Genomic DNA, 18,383 nt, shown 5'->3' with positions numbered 1-18,383 from the left:
GTCGCCAACCATATGTACCCCAGATTGGGGCATTGGGGGTTTGATGCAGAGTTCAATTGAGGGGTGATTGGCCTTACGAAACAGCGCTTCAAACACCTGAACTCTCCGCAACCTGCCCTTCCCCCCGCAAAAAACCCACAAACGCCCTGAGCGGCGAAGGCATGTGGCGGCGGCCGTGGTAGTAAAGAAACGGGCCGTCGAAGGACTGCCACCAGTCCTCGAGAATCGGCACCAGTCGACCATCGGAGAGTGGCTCGCGCAGGAAGTCCTCGAAGGTATAGACGATGCCCAGTCCATTGATGGCAGAGCGAATTTTCAGATCGTGCGACGACGTCAGCAGTTGCCCCTGAGGCGGGAGACGCACGATACGGCCGTCTCGATGAAACTCGAATACGCCGACTTTGCCACTCTCGAACCGATGGCCAAGCAGGTCATGGCCCGGCAGTTCTTCGGGGTGAGTGGGCGTACCGCGTTCAGCCAGATAGCCCGGGGCGGCCGCCGCAACGAAACGCTGGCGACGCGGGCCGATGGGCACGGCGATCATGTCTTTGGCCAGGCTCTCTTCATAGCGCACGCCGGCGTCATACCCGCCAGCGTTGACGTCGACGAAGGTGTTGTCCATGACGACTTCGACACTGACCCCTGGATAAAGGCGCAGAAAACGCGCCAGCAGGTCGGGCAACAGAAAACGTGCCACCGGCACTGGCACATTGAGCTTCAGCGTGCCGACCGGGCGCTGAGCGTCGTCGTCCAGATCGTTGAAAGCGGCATCGATTTCTTGCAAGGCCGGGCGCAGGCGCTCGAGCAATCGCTCGCCGGCTGCCGTCGGCGTGACGCTGCGCGTGGTTCGATTGAGCAGGCGCACGCCCAGGTCGCTTTCCAGCCGACGCATGCAATCGCTCAGCGACGAGGCGGACAGACCGCGTATTTGCGCGGCAGCACGAAATCCCCCGCCTCGACCACCGCAGCAAATATCGACACATCGGTAAGGTTTGGTTTACGCATGGACGCTCCCTCCGCAAGCGACTGACTGTACGCCATACCGTACGGGCCATCCACCAATGCCCGACTTATCCTCGCGCACTCGTACACCGATACTGCTCACTCGCCCCGCCAAGCGGGAACCTGTCACGCGAATGAGAATCCCCCGATGAGCCATTCACCCGCTACGCCGAGCAATACCGCGACCCAACGCCTTCTCAAGGCCACCCGAATGCTGTTCGCCATTTCCGCGATGGCCGGCACACTGGCTGCGCAGGCGACTCCCCGAACGGAGCCGAAGCCGGACTGGTCAACCCACGACATGCCCAGCCAGAAAGGCCGCATCGTGCTGGTCACCGGGGGAACCAGCGGCATGGGCTATGAAGACGCGCTGGCCCTGACGCGCGCCGGTGCCGAGGTGATCATCGCCGCACGCAACGCCGAGCGCGGCCGCGAAGCAATCACGAAGATCAAGCAAGCCGTGCCCGACGCACGTGTGCAATTCGAAACGCTGGACCTTGCCAATCTGCAATCGGTGCGCGACCTCGCCAACCGTCTGCAAGGGCGCCTGCCGAGGCTCGACGTGCTGATCAACAACGCCGCGATCATGTCGCCGCCTGTTCGAGGCGTTTCGGCGGATGGCTACGAGATGCAGCTGGCGACCAATTACCTGGGGCATTTCGCCTTGACCGGCCTGCTGATGCCTCTGCTACGCAAAAGCGACGATGGTCGGGTGGTCAGCCTGTCGAGCATCGCCGCCGGGCGCGCAAGCCTGAACTTCGATGACCTGCAGGCTGAGCGCAGTTACGACCCTTTCGCCAGCTACAGCCAATCGAAACTGGCGGTTCTGAAGTGGAGTATTGAGCTGCAGCAGCGCAGCGATGCCGCCGGTTGGGGGATACGCAGCATCGCCGCTCACCCCGGCGTTGCCGTGACCGAACTGATCGCCCGTGGGCCTGGCCTGGACAGTCAATTCGGCAAACAATGGGCTGTAGAGCGGGACCTGTATCATTCCCCAGCGCAGGGCGCACTGCCCACGCTGTATGCAGCGACAGCACTGGAGGCGGTTGGCGGTGCCTACTATGGGCCCACCGGAGATAACGAAAAGCGCGGGCCGCTGGGCTTCGCCAAGATGCCGCCGGCCGCTGCCGATCGCTCGAATTCGGCCACGCTGTGGCAACTCTCCGAGCGACTGACCGGCGTCACCTACCGCTGAGCGCCCGGCACGGGCAGGCCCCGTGCCATTGCCTCGACCCTCCTACAGGAGCGCAACATGGATACGTCTCTTCTCGCCCACCGCGCCGGCGCCATCATCAATGCCGAGGCTCATGAGCTGCGCCCTGCGCTCAACGGTTTTCTGCTGTTCGTTTGCCTGTTCGCCGGCTATTTCATGCTCCGTCCGATCCGCGAATCGATGGGCATCACTGCCGGCGTCGAGAACTTGCAGTGGCTGTTCACCGCGACCTTCCTGGTCATGCTGGCGGCCGTTCCGCTGTTCGCCTGGCTCAGCGCACGCGTGCCGCGCCTGCATTTCGTGGACTGGGTGTACGGATTTTTCTGCACCAACCTGCTGTTGTTCGCTGCCGTGTTCCTTGGCGAGGAAAGCCCGTGGCTGGCGCGCGTGTTTTACGTGTGGATATCGGTCTACAACCTGTTTGTCGTATCGGTCGCCTGGAGCCTGATGGCCGATGTATTCGACAGTGCCCAGGCCAAACGCCTGTTCGCTTTCATCGCGGCGGGCGCCAGCGTCGGTGGCCTGAGTGGCCCTGCGCTGAGCGCCTTGCTGATCGGTCCGCTGGGCGAGTCCGGCCTGATGCTGCTGGCCGCTGTTCTGCTCGCCGCTGCGATGTGGTTCAAGCGCCAGCTGATGCGCTGGCGTGAACGGGGTGGCGCAGGACGCCCCGATGCCGCGCCGAGCGAAAGCCCTCGCAGGCCGTTGCCGGGCAATCCGTTCAGCGGTATGACGGCCGTTTTGAAATCATCCTATCTGCTCGGCATCTGCGGCTTTGTGGTGCTGCTGGCGACAGTCTCCACCTTCCTTTACTTCGAGCAGGCACGCGTCGTCGCCGAACACTTCCCGGATCGCGAGGCGCAGGTGCGCGTGTTCGGCATCATCGACTTTGTCGTGCAGGCGGGCGCCCTGCTCTGTCAACTGTTCATCACTGGACGCCTCGTCCAAAAACTAGGTGTCGGCGTGCTGTTGGCCATGGTGCCGCTGGTCATGTGCGCGGGGTTTATCGGGCTGATCTTCGCGCCCGGCTTCGGCCTGATCGCCGCGCTGATGATCGTGCGCCGGATCGGTGAGTACGCCCTCGTGCGCCCAGGTCGGGAAATGCTGTTTGCCCCGCTCGATGCCGAAAGCAAGTACAAGGCAAAGAACTTCATCGACACCGTGGTCTACCGCGCCGGCGACGCCATCAGTGCCTGGGCGAAAAGCGCGCTGGACGCCCTCAGCCAGGGAGCAGGCATGGCAGCGCTGGTCGGCGCGTTGTGTGCACTGCTGTGGGGGCTGCTGGGATGGCGGCTCGGCGAGCGAGCGGACCGCCGAGCCAGTGTGGCGGGAGTGCGGCAAACCCACGCATAGCGCAGTCGAATCGGGAGGCGGGGATTTTTCTCGCAAACGTTGACCATTCCAATGGCCAGGCTTTGCAGACCGACTGACGGCTGACCGCTCCACCAGGGAACTGCCGGTGCCAGGTATCGTCCGAGCTTAAGCGTTTAAGCAAACAGCTCGTCGCGAGGTTTCCGTTTGAAAGCTGCCATCGTCAAAAAATACCGTCTGATCATCAAGACCCTGGGTTACGTGGGCTGGTCTTTGTTCTGGTTGCTGCTCTGGGACATCGCCGTCACCGTCGACTTCATGCTGTTTCTCAACGCCAAGCTGAACCTGCCGCTGATGCCGCTGACCTTGCTCGGCTCGGCGTTGATCGTGTTGATCAGTTTTCGCAACAGCAGCGCTTACAACCGTTGGTGGGAAGCGCGAACGCTGTGGGGGTCGATGATCAACAATTCGCGTAGCTTTGCGCGGCAGGTGCTGACGCTGCTGGACGATGCCGGCGGCGAGGTGAATCCGGTCAAATCCACGCTGTTGCGCCGCCACGTGGCCTACGTGAATTGCCTCGCCGCGCACCTGCAAGGTCAGCCGTGTCCCGACGAGGTGCGGGCGTTTATTCCCGCCGATGAGTTCGCGCGCAGCGGCACGACTAACAACTTTGCCAACGATATTCTCACCGGCTCGGCGACTTTGCTCGCTCGCGAATACAAGGCCGGGCATCTGGACAGTATTCGCCTGGCGCGGCTTGAGTCGACGCTGGTGGACCTGTCCAACAGTCAGGGCGGCATGGAGCGGATCGCCAATACCCCGCTGCCCTACCCTTATGTGTATTTCCCACGGCTGTTCATTTCGCTGTTCTGCCTGATCGTCCCGATAGGTCTGGTCGAATCCCTCGGTTGGTTCACGCCGCTGGCGTCGACCGTGGTCGGGTTCATGCTGCTGGCCATCGAGCGCATCGGCACCGATCTGCAAAGCCCGTTCCGCCACAGCGAACACCAGATTCAGATGGAAGCGCTGTGCGAAACCATCGAAAAGAATTTACAGTCGATGCAGCGTGATTCGTTGGGGGATGTGCACAGGGTTGAAGAGCTCGCTTGAGGCGCTGCTTTAGCAGCAGCGCTTTTCCTCAGATGCGGAGCGGCTATTGACGAGTGTCCGCCGCCTCGGCGGGATAAAACTCGCCCTGCTTGCCCATTTCTTCCAGTCGTTCGCGCGCGATCGCCTCAACACGGGCCACTGCGTCTCGATCGTCAGGGTCAATCAACTGCAAGCACAGGCGTCGAACATTCTGATCATGTGTCCCCTCGCTAAGCATTTCGTGGGTGAAGACCTGTTCAGCACGCCATAGACATAACTGGGTATGAGTTCCGCCGAGCCATATCTCGTTGATTGATCCAAGATCAGTGGTTGCCAGTTGATCCGCGGTGATTGTCTTATCCATTGCGCCGTACCTTGAAAATGCTTGTACAGGTAAGACTGGCAGGCATAGCGAGTCGTTCAAGTCGTCGACAGTCCACCCACGCCTCACTTTCACTTATTCGGAAGATTTTTATGAAATCGCCAAAAATCGAAGATTACATCGCTCAATGGCCATTACTGGGCGTGGACTCCGCTGCCCCTTGGGCGGTGGTTGAGGATTGCGAGAGCCGGATTCTGAAATTGCTTGAAACGCTCGGCCCGGGATACCGGCGCCACAATAATTGTGCGATTCATGAAACCGCCATCGTTGAGCAAGGCGCTGTGCTGAAAGGCGCAATCATCATCGGCGAAGGCTGCTTCGTCGCGGCGGGGGCTTATCTACGGGGAGGTGTATACCTCGGCAAAAACTGCATCGTTGGCCCCAGCTGCGAGCTGAAAAGTACGTTCATGCTCGATGGCAGCAAGCTTGCCCACTTCAACTTCGTCGGCGACTCATTGATCGGCGAAGCGGTCAATATTGAAGCCGGCGCGATCATCGCCAATTACCGGAACGAACTGGACGGGGCCGATATCAAGATCCGCCATGAAGATCAGGTGATCGAAACAGGTGTCAGCAAGTTTGGAGCGCTAGTGGGTGATGGCTGCAAGATTGGCGCAAACGCCGTGATTGCTCCTGGCGCTTTGTTGCGGCCCCACACACGTGTTCCTCGCCTGGGACTGGTTGACCAGTTCGCCTACGATTAAAACGAAATGTCCCCTCCGGAACTGAATCGCTATCGCGCGGGGCTGCACCACTCAGCAAATTCCCATAAAAAAAGCCCGCAAAGCGGGCTTTTTCATGCGCAGATAAAAGCGCTGATCACCTGTTCCTCAATAGTACATACGTCTCACCGCCCTTGCGGTCGTGCTGAAGAATGAAGTTGTTGTCCTGAATACTCACCTTGGTCGGCACACGATCAGCAACCGGCGTTTGCGAATAAGTCTGCGCGGCACTCAGCAATTGCCGGGTCAGGCTGTTATCCGACTGACTATCAGTGGCGACGACGCACTCCTTTTCGGATAGTTGCACGGAGAGATTTTTGTCTGCGGTGAAGCCGATGCGTGTAAAGCCCATGTCCACAAGGTCGGTGATGCCATTGCTCTTGGCTGCTTCAGCCGAGCCGGCGAACGACGGGGCGGTCTTCAGACAAATGTCGATAAAAGCTTCAATGGCTTTGGAAGTGACAGGTGTCGGTGCGGTTGGCGTTGCAGTGGTGCAGCTGGCGAGCACGAACAGACTGGACAAAGCCAGTGTGCGGAACAACGTATTGGACATGACGCGGGAATCCTTCCATTGCAATTTGGTAATGCAGCCGTTGGGCTGAACGCCGCCGGAACAGGCGACGTGCGAATGGTAAATGAAAATGCGATATCAGGCGGGACACCATCGCAGCTTACTGTTCGCGTGTCAGATCACCTTGTAGTGCCCCGAGACCCGCCGGGCTTGAATAGAGGTTCTCCAGAGCCGATATCTCAGCCAGTTGCTGCGGCGTAAGTGTTTTCTCTTCTTTCTCAAGTTGCTCACGCATGGGGCCTGCAATATCGCTCGGCAACGTCTGTTTGAGCGCCACGCGCAACAATCCACAAGCCTTGAGCTTGTTACGGCTGACGCCCTGCCCATTATCGAAATGAACGGCGAGGGTAATCTGCGCCACAGCGTGACCTTGAACTGCCGCCTGCAACAGCCAGTGATTGGCAAGTGGATAGTTCACCGGTACATCCCCGCCACTGCTATAGAGATAGCCGAGGACGTACTGGGCGTTGACCCGGCCCTGATCGGCGGCACGGGTATACCAACGCAATGCGGCGCGTACGTCTTTAGGAGTACCAGTGCCTTGTAAAGTGACCGCCCCCAATAATTCAAATGCAAAGCTATCGCCAGCATTGGCCGCTTGGGTGAGCAATTTGACGGCGTGTTGAGGGTCGGCTGGAATTCCTTTACCGGAAAGATAGAGTGTGCCTAATAGCGTCAGAGCCTCGGCATCTCCATGATCGGCTGCCTTGCTAGCCCATTTGAACGCCTGTTGGTCGTTTGCCTCAACGCCGTAACCTTTGTCATAAAAGATAGCGAGTTGTCGTTGAGCCTTGGTATGACCTTGTTCTGCTGCCTTGCTGAACCATTGCGCGCCTTGGACAAAATCACTGGCCACCTCTCCACCCGCGATGCTTGCAACCCCCATGTAATATTGTGCGTCGGCGTATCCCTGATCGGCCGACTCCGTTATCCACTGCATACCTTTTGGTCGATCAACTTCGACGCCTCGACCGTAGTATTGAATGATGCCAATCTTGTATTGCGCCACAGGGTCGCCTTTTTCCGCAGCGCCCAAGTACCAGTCTGCGGCTTTGCCAGGGTTGCGGCTGACTATCAGCCCCTCCTCATAGGCTGAGGCGATCAAGACAGGAAGGCTATAAGGGCTCCGCCATAGTGCGATCACGAAGGTAACAAGAAAAAAGCCAAGAGGCTGAGGCATAGAGCAATCGAGAACTTGCGCAATTTTGAATCCGTTCATAAATGGGAGGACAACGTTCGGGGCCGGGTCGCCCGACAGGTTATCGCCAGTTTCATGATTAGCTTTATGACATCGCCTTTACAAAGTGCCAATTACTCTCGCCGACTGCCACTCTTCGTGTCAGATAAAAAACACCGAAGTCAATTTTTCCTCGCCCAACTCCCAAACATCACATCCCCAACATAGACGCCTGAAGAGACTGAACGCTCCTGATCCAGACGCGCCTGCAACGTTTCAATGTCGACCTCTTCTGCACTGGCCACCCCTAACGCAATGATTCGCGGCAAGCAGGCACGAACAATGGCACCAAGGTTGTAGGGCGCGTCAGGCGTTTGTACCAGGCACTCAGCGCGCACGCTTTCAACGGTCAAGCCTGCCTGGGTGAAAATGCCGTGCAGGTTGAATCCGATGTGCAAATCCGCCCCTTCGCGTCCGAAGGTACGACCTTCAATGCGCTGCTCAACGAGGCAAGGCGTCAAGTGGGGTTGCACTTACTGGCTGATACCAGTCTCGAGCTCAAAGAGGTTGCGTCTCTTTTAGGGTACGACGACGTTAACTCTTACTATCGGGCGTTCCGGCGATGGGAAAAGGTTTCGCCCAGTCAGTGGCGACGTTTCCGTGCCTGACGTATGGAGATGGCCATGCCGGGACTGAATTTTTTGCTTTCGGCCCCAGGCTACCAGTGGTAGCTCTAGTTGCTTCGACGCTTTTCAATGCACATCATGAAAACTCGACAAGGAGACGTCTCTCATGCCCGAACCAATACTGCACCTGATGGCAGGCAAGATTGCATCCGGCAAATCGACATTGGCCAAGTCCCTGGCATCCGATTGTTCGGCCATTCTGCTCAGTGAAGATCATTGGCTCTCACAGCTCTACCCTGATCAGGTCGAATCAGTGCTCGATTACGTACGGCTTTCGCGGCTGCTGGAGTTCCCCACTGTTTCCACTACATCGAACTGGATGATGAGACATGTCGGGCCACCTACTACAGCATTGGAAGCATTTGCGGATTGAACACGATCTCCCACAAGTGCCCATCCGGGTCAGCGAAATAGGCCGCATACCCTCCGTAGAACGTTTCTGCCGCCGGCTTGACAATCTGCGCTCCGGCTTTCCTCGCTTCTTCTAGAACCGTATCGACTTCATCCCTGGAAAAAACGTTGTGCCCTATGGTTGAGCAAACATTCCCGTCCAGAAGCGGTATTCCAGTATCCGAGGCAATGCTTTTCGTCGGCCACAAGGCGAGTTTGATTCCACCGTGCAGATCAAAAAATGCGACGGCACCGTTCTCGAACTCAGTACCAATAATGCCTTCCGTGACAAGGCCAAGCCCGTCGCGGTAGAACCTGACGGAGCGCTCAAGATCTTGTACACCGAGGGTAAGAACAGAAATTCTAGCTTGCATGACGTTCTCCAATTTAAAAGGACTGAACATCACCAATCGGGATCGCTGTGCAGTGGGACACACGACCACCATCCTGAGCCCGTAAAGTCAGGTGAAGGTCGCGGGGTTGGACTGATGCCAACGCAGAGCTCCCGAGGGAACGGCCGGACTAACCATACCGGCCCGTCTTTTTCGACAGCTGAATGCTACATCGCATTGAACACTTTGTCCGCTTTTGGCCGTTATCCGCCCTCTTTAGGTAATTTGCGTTCAATCAGATTGAGCGCCTCCTTCCAATATCTCAAACCCGTCATCAACGGGGGCATACCCGACAACTTTTCTGCTCTGATCAATAGAGAGACGCTTATATCGGTTATCTGAGACCCCATGGATAACGTGAAAACCCTTCAGCTCGGCTTCAACGCAATTATTGAGAAGTGCGACAACATCCCTAAAACTGATGAAGGCCGCAACGTCTCTGGGACTGTGGGTTTGCCCTTGTTGAAATTTGGCTACGTTGGCAATCCGGACTGCGATGGTCGTCATCTGTCCATCGTTTGCATACAGCGAAGCCAAAGCTTCTCCGAACGCCTTGCTGACTCCGTAGAGATTGCCTGGTTTAGGTGCCATGCATTCCTGGACCTGAACATCCGTTGGATATCCCTCAATCACTTGGGCACTGCTTGCAAATATGAAGCGCTTGCAACCTTGTGCCTTTGCGGCAAAAAGCATGTTGTAAGTGCCCACGATGTTCACTGGAAGCAGTGAGTCCATGAAATCGGCGTCTGGGTCAGGGTCAGCGGCAAGATGGATGACGGTATGGATACCTTCGCAAGCTCGAAGGCAACTGGCTTGATCCCGGACATCCAGAGCGAAACGCTGTGCCGAGTCCGGGAGTTGAGTTACGTCTAGATCGGCCAAACGCAAATCGGATTTATCGTCGCGCTCTTGCCAAAAAGCAGTGCCGATCTTTCCTGCCGCACCTGTGACGAGGATTTTCCTTGAGCTCATTTCGGCATGTCCTTATGGTAAATGTCACGCCAGCCTCCCAGCCTTGTGATCGGTTTACAACCACCGATATGAGCAATCGAGAATTCAGACAAGCGCTGTAGCTGGCAATGCTTTCGAGCTGACCAGGCCATTGACAAATTGAACGGCTCATACGTCACTCCCTGCAGTCGTTGAACTGTAGCCGAACGCTGGTCACTCTCCACCTGTCACCGAGGGCTCAGACGATTATTGCCAACAGAAGCTGTTTCGCCTCGGCATGGAGGCACAGAAGGAGATTTCTGAAGATTTTCGAGCGTTGGAGGCTACTTAGCGGTAGAGCTGTTCCCTTCTACCGGTCGACCATCAAGGGCAGGCAGCGGATCGGTTGAAATGCCAGTGAGTATGGACGCCCATGCTGCGTAAGCTTGCTTGTGGCGAGACACAGCTTCATCCCAGCGGTGTCCTGTCACTTCGTGCGCCACGACGAGCATCATTAGATGATTTGTGGCTGCATCCAGATCAAGCAAGAGGTGGTGGGCGTTGAAACGGAAATCGTCGGTCGCAGGCATAGGATCACGCATATTGTGAGTGAGTGGGTAAACGCATTGGCGCTCCCCACATGACATCATTATGACATTGGACTGTATAGTTAGTGCGGACACCCGGACGACCGGTGAAGTCGGTATCTCTGCTATCGATATAGCCCCTGCAACTCAACCGTATTGGCAAGAGGTAATTGGCAGACCTCGGCTCAGGCTGTGAGCGGCCACCTTAACTCGAGGCCGCGGTCTCATTGCGTCGAGCCGTCTGGAGTGGAAATCTGATAGACCCAAAGCTACCGTCTCGATGAATTCGGGAGGCGGTGCAACAACTCTTGGAGCTCCCCGCTCCTCTCCCGCAAAACCTGCGTCAGTTGCGCGATAACGGGCGCTTATTCAACGTCTTTCTGAACGCGAAAAATCGTCCAACCCGCGATCAAGATCAACAGCATTCCCGCCCATGTAAAGCCGTCTGGCACTTCGTGAAATAGTAGATTACCCCACAGGCAAGCGAAGGCCAGGTAAGCATAGTCAAAGGTGCCGACAAGTACGGGAGGTTCAATCTGGTAGGCCCTGGCGGTAGCTGTATTTATCAGAATCAGCATGCAGGCATAACAGGAAATGAAGGCTATCTCCTGCCAACCGAGTGTCTGCCATGGAGATAGTAAAAACGGAGCGCGAGCAACCGTTGCCTCGCTGACGTTCAGCGAGGCGATACCTCCCATGCAGGCGGCAAAAAGGAAAGCGACGTTCAATCCTAGCGCCAGTACGAGAGGATGTTCACTGCGACAATTTCGGCGCGTCACCACCATCGCGAGTGCGTAAAAGACAGCGCCGACGACAGGCAGCAACGTCGCAAGCGTGAAGATTTCCGAACCCGGGCGCAGCACCAAGGCTACGCCGGCAAAACCTGATCCCACTGCAGCCCACCCGGATGGAGACAAAGGCTCACCGCCATAGCAGGTGGAGAAAAGGGCTATAAAAATCGGTGTCGTGTAGATTGCAACGGCAGCGACCGATAGTGGGATTAACGGCAGTGCCGAGTAGTAAGTCACCCACATCAATAACAGCAGAAGACTCCTGGCCATTATCCACGGAACGGAAGTAATTCTGAGACGGCCTGTGCGGATGCGTCGGCCAAGCCAAGTGCCTAGGGCGGGAACCGAAAGGCAAGACACGATCAAGAATAGCTGCCACAGGGGCAGCTTCGCGCTGAAGTATTTGACTGCTGCATCGGCCAGGGCAAGCAAAAACACAGCGCCGACAATGAGTGCTATACCCTTGGGAGCGTTATCGATCCGAGTACCGTATTCGTTCATGAATTGCTTCCCTGCCCAATAAGCTCTAAGCCTACCCACTTCGTAAAACTTCACCAAGGCACGGGGTGCGGCCGATGGAGTAGGTGTCATGATGAGGATCGTAGCCGTGGCTGCCGAACCACGCTTCAATACGCTCGATTCCTCCTGGTTGAACACTGCGAATGACCCAGTCAGTGCTGTCGGGTTGGCCTTTTTTCCTATCCATGAATGCGTACGTTCCCGAGTCCGTTCGGTCGTGGTGATCTGTCTGCCGGGATATACAAGTGCGAGTATTGGCTGTCTGCTTTTGCCTGAAAGCAGTCCATGGCTCCAGTCTTGTCACTGAACCGTCACGCCTGCTCCTTAGGCTCTACCAGTCCCCGCCATCGCCCCAAGAGCCCGCATTCCAAAATGCTGCCCATCACCGCCACCTCCCCAACCCGCCAAAAAATCATCCTGCGCTCCGACAACCTCACCTCTTCCGACTTCGGCGCCCTGTTCTCCAGTGCTCTTCGGCAACCGCTACGCCGATACTCCGCCGCCGCCCTCCAACATCATCATCGGCGGGGTCTACGGGCGGCACGACGGGGTGAGTTTTCGGCGTATGCATTACCACGGCGACTTCAGCGTCACCCTCCCCGATCCGCAGAACGAAATCACCTTCGTCATCCCCACCGCTGGCAAGATCGTTTTCAACCACGCCACCGAGTCCATCGGCATGGCGCATGTCGGTCTGGCGATCGACAAGGCGGATATCCGTTCGATGCGCTTTGTTGATGATCACGCGCATCACGGCATCTCGATCAATCGTCAGCAGCTCACCGAGCGGTTGGCGGCGCTGCTGGAGAAGCCGATTGTCCAGAGGATCGTGTTTGAGCCCAGCGTTGATCTGAATGCGCCAGCTTTCAAGGGCCTCAAGGCGTTGATTGATCTGGCCACGGGCACTGAGTTCGATGCCTTGATCAACAGCGGTACGCTGATGCCGTCGCGCTTGCGCGAGATGTTGATCGATGCGGTGCTGGAGGCGTGGCCGCACAATTTCACCGAGGCGCTGCGCCAGCCGGCGCCATGTGTGGCGCCGCGACATGTGAAGGTGGCGATGGAGTTTATCCAGGCGCATCCGCAGCAGTTGGTCAGTGGTGTGGATCTGGCGCGGTTGAGCCATGTCAGCCAGCGCGCCTTGCAGGAAGGCTTTCGGCGTTTTGTCGGGATGACGATTGTGGCTTATCAGCGTCAGGTGCGTTTGCAGCGCGCCTATGAGGCGTTGGCGCGCGGGCATGCAGGGTCGGTGACGGAGGTGGCCTTGCGGTTTGGCTTCAGCAATGTCGGGCGCTTTTGTCAGTATTTTCAGAGTGCTTACGGCGTGAGCCCGGCGGAGTTGAAGGCCAGGCGTTGACCATTCGGTCCGGCGAAACCTGCATTTGATTGAACAGCAGAAATCTCAGGGCGACTAACCCCAGACAGGCCACTTGGCAAAAAGGGGGTTTTTATGACCGAGGATTTCATCGGCTTTTTCACAGCACACACGATTTTAGGCATTTCACTGGCGAACTGGGTACTGGCGTTTCTCGCCGCGACGCTTAGTTATCTGCTGACCACCACGGCGATCCGTTTCGTGTTCCGCAAGGTGCAGGCGCGGGCCAGCGCCGGCAATGGGCATCTGACCTACATGGCCAGCGAAGTGCTGGCGGCGACCAGCACCACGCTGCTGCTGTTGGCGTCGATTCTGGTCGGCATCGGTTTGCTGGATTTGCCGGAGCGCTGGCTCGGGCGGGTCAGCAGTTTATGGTTCGTGGTGGCGGCGTTGCAGGTCGGCCTGTGGACCAACCGCGCGCTGGCGCTGGGGTTGCATCGCTATTTCTCGCGGCATAACGCGACCGGCACTTTTCAGGCGAGCGCATTGGCGACCCTGAGCCTGTGGGGCGTCAAGGTGTTGCTGTGGGCAGTGATTCTGCTGGCGATGCTGTCGAACCTGGGCGTCAACATCACTGCGTTCGTCGCCAGCCTCGGTGTCGGCGGTATCGCTGTGGCGCTGGCGGTGCAGAACATTCTCGGCGACGTGTTCGCCTCGCTGTCGATTGCCGTCGATAAGCCGTTTGAGGTGGGCGATTTCATCGTCGTCGGCACGCTGGCCGGTACGGTCGAGCACGTCGGCCTGAAGACCACGCGCATCCGCAGTCTTGGCGGTGAGCAGATTGTCATGGCCAACGCCGACATGATCGGCAGCACCATTCAGAACTACAAACGCCTGCAGGAGCGTCGGGTGGTGTTCGAGTTTCGTCTGACTTACGAATGCACCACCGAACAGATTCGCCAAATCACCCAGCGCGTAGAAAGCATCATCAAGAATGAAAAACAGGCACGCTTCGACCGCTGCCATTTCCGCAGTTTTGGTGAAAGCGCGCTGGAATTCGAAACGGTGTACATCGTTCTGGACGCCAGCTACAACGTCTACATGGACGTGCAGCAACGCATCAATCTGGCAATCATGGAAGCGGTGGCCGAGCTGGACGCGACGTTCGCCTTCCCGGCGCGCACCGTGCATGTCGCCTCGCTGCCCGAACCCACCGCGCAGCCGGCACGCACACAGCAACCTTCGCGTGCGCAGCATGCTTGAACTGAAGAGCCCGGCAATTTGCCGGGCTCGCTGTGTTCAAAACGCGTAACTGGCCTTGAGTCCGCCATTGAAACCGTGGCTGTCACCGCCACCGTTGGCCCCGACCTCAGCGCCGACACTCAGGGCGCCGAGGTTTGCCATCAAGTTGGCGCCGCCACTGAACTGATCGCGGTTATCGAACGCCGCGCGCTGCTCGATATCCAGCCCCAGCAGGTGGCCTTCGCTGTCGACGTGCTGATCGCCGAGCGCACGTTCATAGCCCACGCGAACGCCCGGGACCAACTGCCACGCGCCCATGGCCACTGGGGCAAATGACACGTCGAGATTGGCAACCGCGCTGCGGCGGGTCTGCTCGATGCCATCGACGTCGAGTGCCAGCTCACTGCCCTTCTCTTTGAAACCTTGCAAGTCGAGATGACTGACGCGAAAGCCCAGACTCGGCTCGAGAATCACACTGCTGAGCGGCAGGCGATAACCCAACGCCACGGTCGCGCCAGTGAGATTGCCGTGAGTGTCGCCCTTGGCTGTGCCGAGGCCACCGCCGAGCTCGCGTTTGCTGTCGTAGTCGACGTAACCGGCGCTGGCGTTGGCATCGACAAACATACCGCGCTCAAGGCTGATGAGGCCGTAACGCGCACCAAGGTTGAGGAAGGTCAAGTCAGTCTCGGCCTCGCCACCCGCCCCGCCGACGCTGCCCTTGCTGTAGCCGAAACCGCCGCGCGCGCTGAGTTGTTCGTTGAAGCGCTGGGTGATGCCGAGCATCAGGCCCTGGCTGTGTTCGTTGCTGCTCTCAACATGGGCCGAGCCGTCAGTGCCGAGGTAGCTGGCGAGCGCGGTGCTCCAGAGGCGGTATTGGCCGGCTTTCAGATCGCTGCCGCTGGCGAACGCTGCGGCGGCCTGTTCGATCATCGCGTTCTGCCGCAGCAGGTAGCTGGCCGCATCAGCGTGGACCTGCCCGCCAACTTGAGACTCGACACCGCCCAGCGTGCCGGCGTCGATCGCGGATTGCAGGTAATAGTTGTAGGCGCTGTAAGTGCCGGACAGCTCGGAGTTCTGCAACTGCCGCAGCAACTCGGCGCCAGCAGCGGCGTTGCCGATCAGCCCGGCCTGCCCCGGCAAGCTGTTGTACTCGACCAGCTTGCCGCGCAGCACGTAAATGGTTTCCTGGGACAGACCGAGGCCCTGCTTGAGGTAATTGTCCATGCTGCCGTACTCGGCGGCGACCTGGTCGAGACCGGCCTGCAAGTAACTGGCCTGCACCCCGAGCAACGGCTCGTAGACAGCGGCCATGCTCGGCGGCAGCGCTTTCAAGGTCGCGGCGACACGGGCGGCGGTGTAGTCGTTGGTCGCCAGATAATTGGCCATGATCGTAGCCTCATCGACGCCAGCGATGCTCTGCAACACAGCGGCGGTCCAGCCGGTGCGATCCTTGCCGGCGGTGCAGTGGAACAGCTGCGCGGCGTCGACACTGGCCAGCTCATTGAACAACTGGCCGAACTGCCCGCGCATGCCGGCATCGCTGACGAAAGCGCGGTTGGTGTCCTCCATCATCGCCACCGCTTCGGCGGCGCTGTGGAACGAGATATTGGTGATGTTCGCACCCGAGGTGGTGCTGCCGATGATGTCGATGTTGCGATAGGCCGCGCCGCTGATCATCGTGTCAGGCGTGGCGGCAATTTCGCTGGGCGTGCGCAGGTCGTAAATGGCTTTGATGCCGAGACCATTGAGTGTCGCCAGATCCGCCGCCGATGGGGTCAGCGCGTTGGAGCGGTAGAACACGCCACTGCGCATCACGCCGTCGTGGGCGGTGGAGTACGCAGTAGTGATGCCGGCGATGTCGCGGAAGTTGTCGATGCCGGACAAGCGCGGCGTGTCGAGGGTGACAGGCTCGGCCGCATGGGCAGCGGCGATGGACAGGCTCAGAACGGACAGCGAACACAGAAGACGTTGGAACACAGTGCAGCCTCATGAAATCAGCGTTGGGCTGGTCACTATGGTCAGGCGAGTGGGAAGGAATATGACAGTTTCGGCTGGCTACAAAATGCCTGCGCGAATGGGCCGTGGGGTGCGTGATCGGTCCATCAATCCTGCTTGAATGTGTTGACGATCCCTGTGGCGGCGAGCCTGCTCATGAAAGCGGCGTGTCAGCCGATTATATTCAAACTGAAAAAAGCTTTCGCGAGCAGGCTCGCTCCCACAGGGTTTGGGAAAGTATCCGTTTTTTCAATTTGTCGCGCGCAATGCCAACCCCTTATAAGACTGCCATCACTTTCAAGAACAAGAGGCTGTACCCATGAGCAACGCCTGGAACGAAGGTTATTTCACCGACGAAGGCTACACCTACAGCTATAGCCGGGAGATCAATCCGGTGTTCCTGCGTTACTGCCTGTTGTTGCGTGGGTTCGCCACGCTGGAAAGCAACGACGGCGTGCACTGCGAACTGGGCTTCGGTCAGGGCGTGTCGATCAACATCCACGCCACGGCCAACCCGGGTTCGTTTGTCGGTACGGACTTTCACCCGGGTATGGCCGCCCATGCCATCGACCTCGCGACTGCCGCCAACAATGGCGCGCGTCTGTATGACGACAGTTTCGAACAGCTGCTGGCGCGCAATGACCTGCCGCAGTTCGACAGCATCAGCCTGCACGGTATCTGGACCTGGGTCAGCCGCGACAATCAAAAACTGATCGTCGAATTCGCCCGCCGTCACCTTAAACCGGGCGGTATGCTTTACGTCAGCTACAATTGCTTCCCCGGCTGGTCGCCGTCGGCGCCGCTGCGCAATCTGTTCAGCCTGCATGACCGATTCGCCAACGCCTCGGCGCGCTCCGATGAGCGCATCGACGCCGCACTGGAGTTTTCCGAAGCGCTGCTCGCGGCCAATCCGAAGTATGCCGCTGCGGCGCCGAGTCTCGGTGCGCGGCTGCAGAGCATCAAGGGCCAGGATCGTCACTACGTCGCCCACGAATATTTCAATCGCGACTGGAATTGCATGTACTTCGCCGACATGGTCGACGCGCTGGCCCCGGCCAAACTCGACTACGCCACCACGGCAGTGCCGCTGGACTCGGTCGACCCGCTCAACCTGAGCGCCGAAGGCATGGACTTTCTGGAAACCATCGAACACCCGATCATGCGCGAGCAAGCGCGGGACTACTTCGTCAACCAGCACTTCCGCCGCGACCTGTACGTGCGTGGCGCGACGCGCCTGTCCGCTGCCGAACGCCGGGCGAGGATGCTGCACAGCCGTTTCGCGTTGCTGCAACCCTGGAAACCGTGGCGGGCTCGGTCACCGGTCCTGCCGGCGAAGCGACCCTGCAAGCGGAAATCTACGGCCCGGTGCTCGATGCCTTGGCGGCGCAGAACTATGCGGCCAAATCAATGCGCCAATTGCTCTCCGAGACTGCGATGGCTTACGACGACCTCGAACAAGCCCTGGCCGTGCTGATCGGTATGGGCGCTGTCGCTCCGTGCCAGAGCGAGGCCGCCGAGTCGCAGGTCAGCGGTCGCTGCGCCGCGCTCAATCTGCAACTGTGCAAACGCTCGCTGTACGGCGCCAACATCCAGACCCTGGCCAGCCCGGTCACCGGTGGTGGCGTGACGGTCAGCCGCTTCCAGCAGCTGTTCCTGATCTCGATCAAGCAAGGCAAACAGCAGCCGGCCGAATGGGCGCAACTGGCGTGGGGGGTGATCAGCGAACAAGGTGAAGTGCTGATCGACAATGGCCAACCGCTGCTCACCGCTGAAGCCAATATCGCCGCACTGACCGCACAGGCGCAGGTGTTCGCCGAGCAAACGCTCCCTGTGCTCAAGGCGCTTAAAATCGCTTGATCGCAAACAGACCCATGTGGGAGTGAGCCTGCTCGCGAAAGCGCCAGGTCAGCCGCCAAATCGGTAACTGACGTACCGCATTCGCAAGCAGGCTCGCTCCCACGCTGCTCGTGAAACAGGGTCAAGCCAACCGTCCTGTTTTCGGAACTTTCCGCCCTCTGCCGTCCGTCCAGCCACCCTGCAATAAACGAAATTTCTGCTTCGCCGACTCCTCA

Annotated in this window: 14 protein-coding genes and 5 pseudogenes; 9 read left to right on the top strand and 10 right to left on the bottom strand. The window is 58.7% G+C overall.

Going from position 1 to position 18,383, the window contains the following annotated elements; genetic code table 11:
• Positions 1-88: 88 nt before the first annotated feature.
• Positions 89-1,005: pseudogene (locus ACZZZ4_RS20760) on the bottom strand (LysR family transcriptional regulator).
• A gap of 145 nt (positions 1,006-1,150) precedes the next feature.
• Between ACZZZ4_RS20760 and ACZZZ4_RS20755 the strand changes: the two are divergent.
• The 3 genes from ACZZZ4_RS20755 to ACZZZ4_RS20745 all read left to right on the top strand — a co-directional run bounded on the left by ACZZZ4_RS20755 (position 1,151) and on the right by ACZZZ4_RS20745 (position 4,633).
• Positions 1,151-2,197: an SDR family oxidoreductase gene (locus tag ACZZZ4_RS20755; protein WP_463548627.1), complete on the top strand. Its 1,047-nt coding sequence runs from the start codon at positions 1,151-1,153 to the stop codon at positions 2,195-2,197.
• 57 nt (positions 2,198-2,254) lie between these two features.
• A complete protein-coding gene (locus tag ACZZZ4_RS20750) occupies positions 2,255-3,565 on the top strand; it encodes an NTP/NDP exchange transporter (protein ID WP_463548626.1) in 1,311 nt (436 codons plus the stop codon).
• Positions 3,566-3,730: 165 nt separating this feature from the next.
• A complete protein-coding gene (locus ACZZZ4_RS20745; RefSeq protein WP_463548625.1) occupies positions 3,731-4,633 on the top strand; it encodes a bestrophin family protein in 903 nt (300 codons plus the stop codon).
• Between the two features lie 43 nt (positions 4,634-4,676).
• Here the strand turns inward: ACZZZ4_RS20745 and ACZZZ4_RS20740 are convergent, their stop codons facing one another.
• Entirely contained in the window at positions 4,677-4,976 is a 300-nt protein-coding gene (locus ACZZZ4_RS20740; RefSeq protein ID WP_463548624.1) for a hypothetical protein, read from the bottom strand.
• Between the two features lie 110 nt (positions 4,977-5,086).
• On the opposite strand from ACZZZ4_RS20740, the gene ACZZZ4_RS20735 reads away from it, so the two are divergent.
• The gene (locus ACZZZ4_RS20735; RefSeq protein WP_463548623.1) at positions 5,087-5,698 is read left to right on the top strand and encodes a DapH/DapD/GlmU-related protein; all 612 of its coding nucleotides are present in this window, start codon (positions 5,087-5,089) and stop codon (positions 5,696-5,698) included.
• A gap of 115 nt (positions 5,699-5,813) precedes the next feature.
• Here the strand turns inward: ACZZZ4_RS20735 and ACZZZ4_RS20730 are convergent, their stop codons facing one another.
• The 3 genes from ACZZZ4_RS20730 to ACZZZ4_RS20720 all read right to left on the bottom strand — a co-directional run bounded on the left by ACZZZ4_RS20730 (position 5,814) and on the right by ACZZZ4_RS20720 (position 7,985).
• On the bottom strand, positions 5,814-6,269 hold the full coding sequence (locus tag ACZZZ4_RS20730; protein WP_463548622.1) for a hypothetical protein: 456 nt from the start codon (positions 6,267-6,269) through the stop codon (positions 5,814-5,816).
• A 118-nt stretch (positions 6,270-6,387) separates the two neighbouring features.
• Entirely contained in the window at positions 6,388-7,506 is a 1,119-nt protein-coding gene (locus tag ACZZZ4_RS20725; protein WP_463548621.1) for a tetratricopeptide repeat protein, read from the bottom strand.
• 140 nt (positions 7,507-7,646) lie between these two features.
• Positions 7,647-7,985: a hypothetical protein gene (locus tag ACZZZ4_RS20720; RefSeq protein WP_463549320.1), complete on the bottom strand. Its 339-nt coding sequence runs from the start codon at positions 7,983-7,985 to the stop codon at positions 7,647-7,649.
• Between ACZZZ4_RS20720 and ACZZZ4_RS20715 the strand changes: the two genes are divergently transcribed.
• Both ACZZZ4_RS20715 and ACZZZ4_RS20710 read left to right on the top strand, forming a co-directional pair.
• Positions 7,899-8,132 carry a helix-turn-helix domain-containing protein gene (locus ACZZZ4_RS20715; RefSeq protein ID WP_463549297.1) on the top strand — a complete coding sequence of 78 codons (234 nt, stop codon included), beginning with the start codon at positions 7,899-7,901 and terminating at the stop codon, positions 8,130-8,132. The genes ACZZZ4_RS20720 and ACZZZ4_RS20715 overlap by 87 nt on opposite strands.
• A 124-nt stretch (positions 8,133-8,256) precedes the next feature.
• Positions 8,257-8,427: pseudogene (locus ACZZZ4_RS20710) on the top strand (P-loop nucleotide/nucleoside kinase family protein); the annotation flags it as partial.
• Between the two features lie 67 nt (positions 8,428-8,494).
• Here the strand turns inward: ACZZZ4_RS20710 and ACZZZ4_RS20705 are convergent.
• The 4 genes and pseudogenes from ACZZZ4_RS20705 to ACZZZ4_RS20690 all read right to left on the bottom strand — a co-directional run.
• Positions 8,495-8,914 (bottom strand): VOC family protein, encoded by a 420-nt coding sequence (locus tag ACZZZ4_RS20705; RefSeq protein ID WP_463548620.1) that lies wholly within the window; start codon positions 8,912-8,914, stop codon positions 8,495-8,497.
• Between the two features lie 249 nt (positions 8,915-9,163).
• Entirely contained in the window at positions 9,164-9,904 is a 741-nt protein-coding gene (locus ACZZZ4_RS20700) for an NAD-dependent epimerase/dehydratase family protein (protein ID WP_415762785.1), read from the bottom strand.
• Between the two features lie 910 nt (positions 9,905-10,814).
• Positions 10,815-11,741, bottom strand: a complete 927-nt coding sequence (locus tag ACZZZ4_RS20695) for a DMT family transporter (protein WP_463548619.1) — start codon at positions 11,739-11,741, stop codon at positions 10,815-10,817.
• A gap of 64 nt (positions 11,742-11,805) precedes the next feature.
• Positions 11,806-11,946, bottom strand: a pseudogene (locus ACZZZ4_RS20690) (AraC family transcriptional regulator); the annotation flags it as partial.
• Between the two features lie 185 nt (positions 11,947-12,131).
• Here ACZZZ4_RS20690 and ACZZZ4_RS20685 point away from each other — a divergent pair.
• Positions 12,132-13,116: pseudogene (locus tag ACZZZ4_RS20685) on the top strand (helix-turn-helix transcriptional regulator).
• A gap of 93 nt (positions 13,117-13,209) precedes the next feature.
• The gene (locus ACZZZ4_RS20680; RefSeq protein ID WP_129998496.1) at positions 13,210-14,337 is read left to right on the top strand and encodes a mechanosensitive ion channel family protein; all 1,128 of its coding nucleotides are present in this window, start codon (positions 13,210-13,212) and stop codon (positions 14,335-14,337) included.
• A 36-nt stretch (positions 14,338-14,373) separates the two neighbouring features.
• On the opposite strand, the gene ACZZZ4_RS20675 is transcribed toward ACZZZ4_RS20680, so the two are convergent.
• The gene (locus ACZZZ4_RS20675) at positions 14,374-16,293 is read right to left on the bottom strand and encodes a tyrosine-protein phosphatase (protein ID WP_463548618.1); all 1,920 of its coding nucleotides are present in this window, start codon (positions 16,291-16,293) and stop codon (positions 14,374-14,376) included.
• A gap of 337 nt (positions 16,294-16,630) precedes the next feature.
• Here ACZZZ4_RS20675 and ACZZZ4_RS20670 point away from each other — a divergent pair.
• Positions 16,631-18,168 (top strand): annotated as a pseudogene (locus tag ACZZZ4_RS20670) (methyltransferase regulatory domain-containing protein).
• Positions 18,169-18,383: the final 215 nt, after the last annotated feature.

It is taken from the genome of Pseudomonas sp. AC252 (genome assembly GCF_979258105.1).
This window is presented reverse-complemented; position numbering and strand designations above follow the sequence as displayed.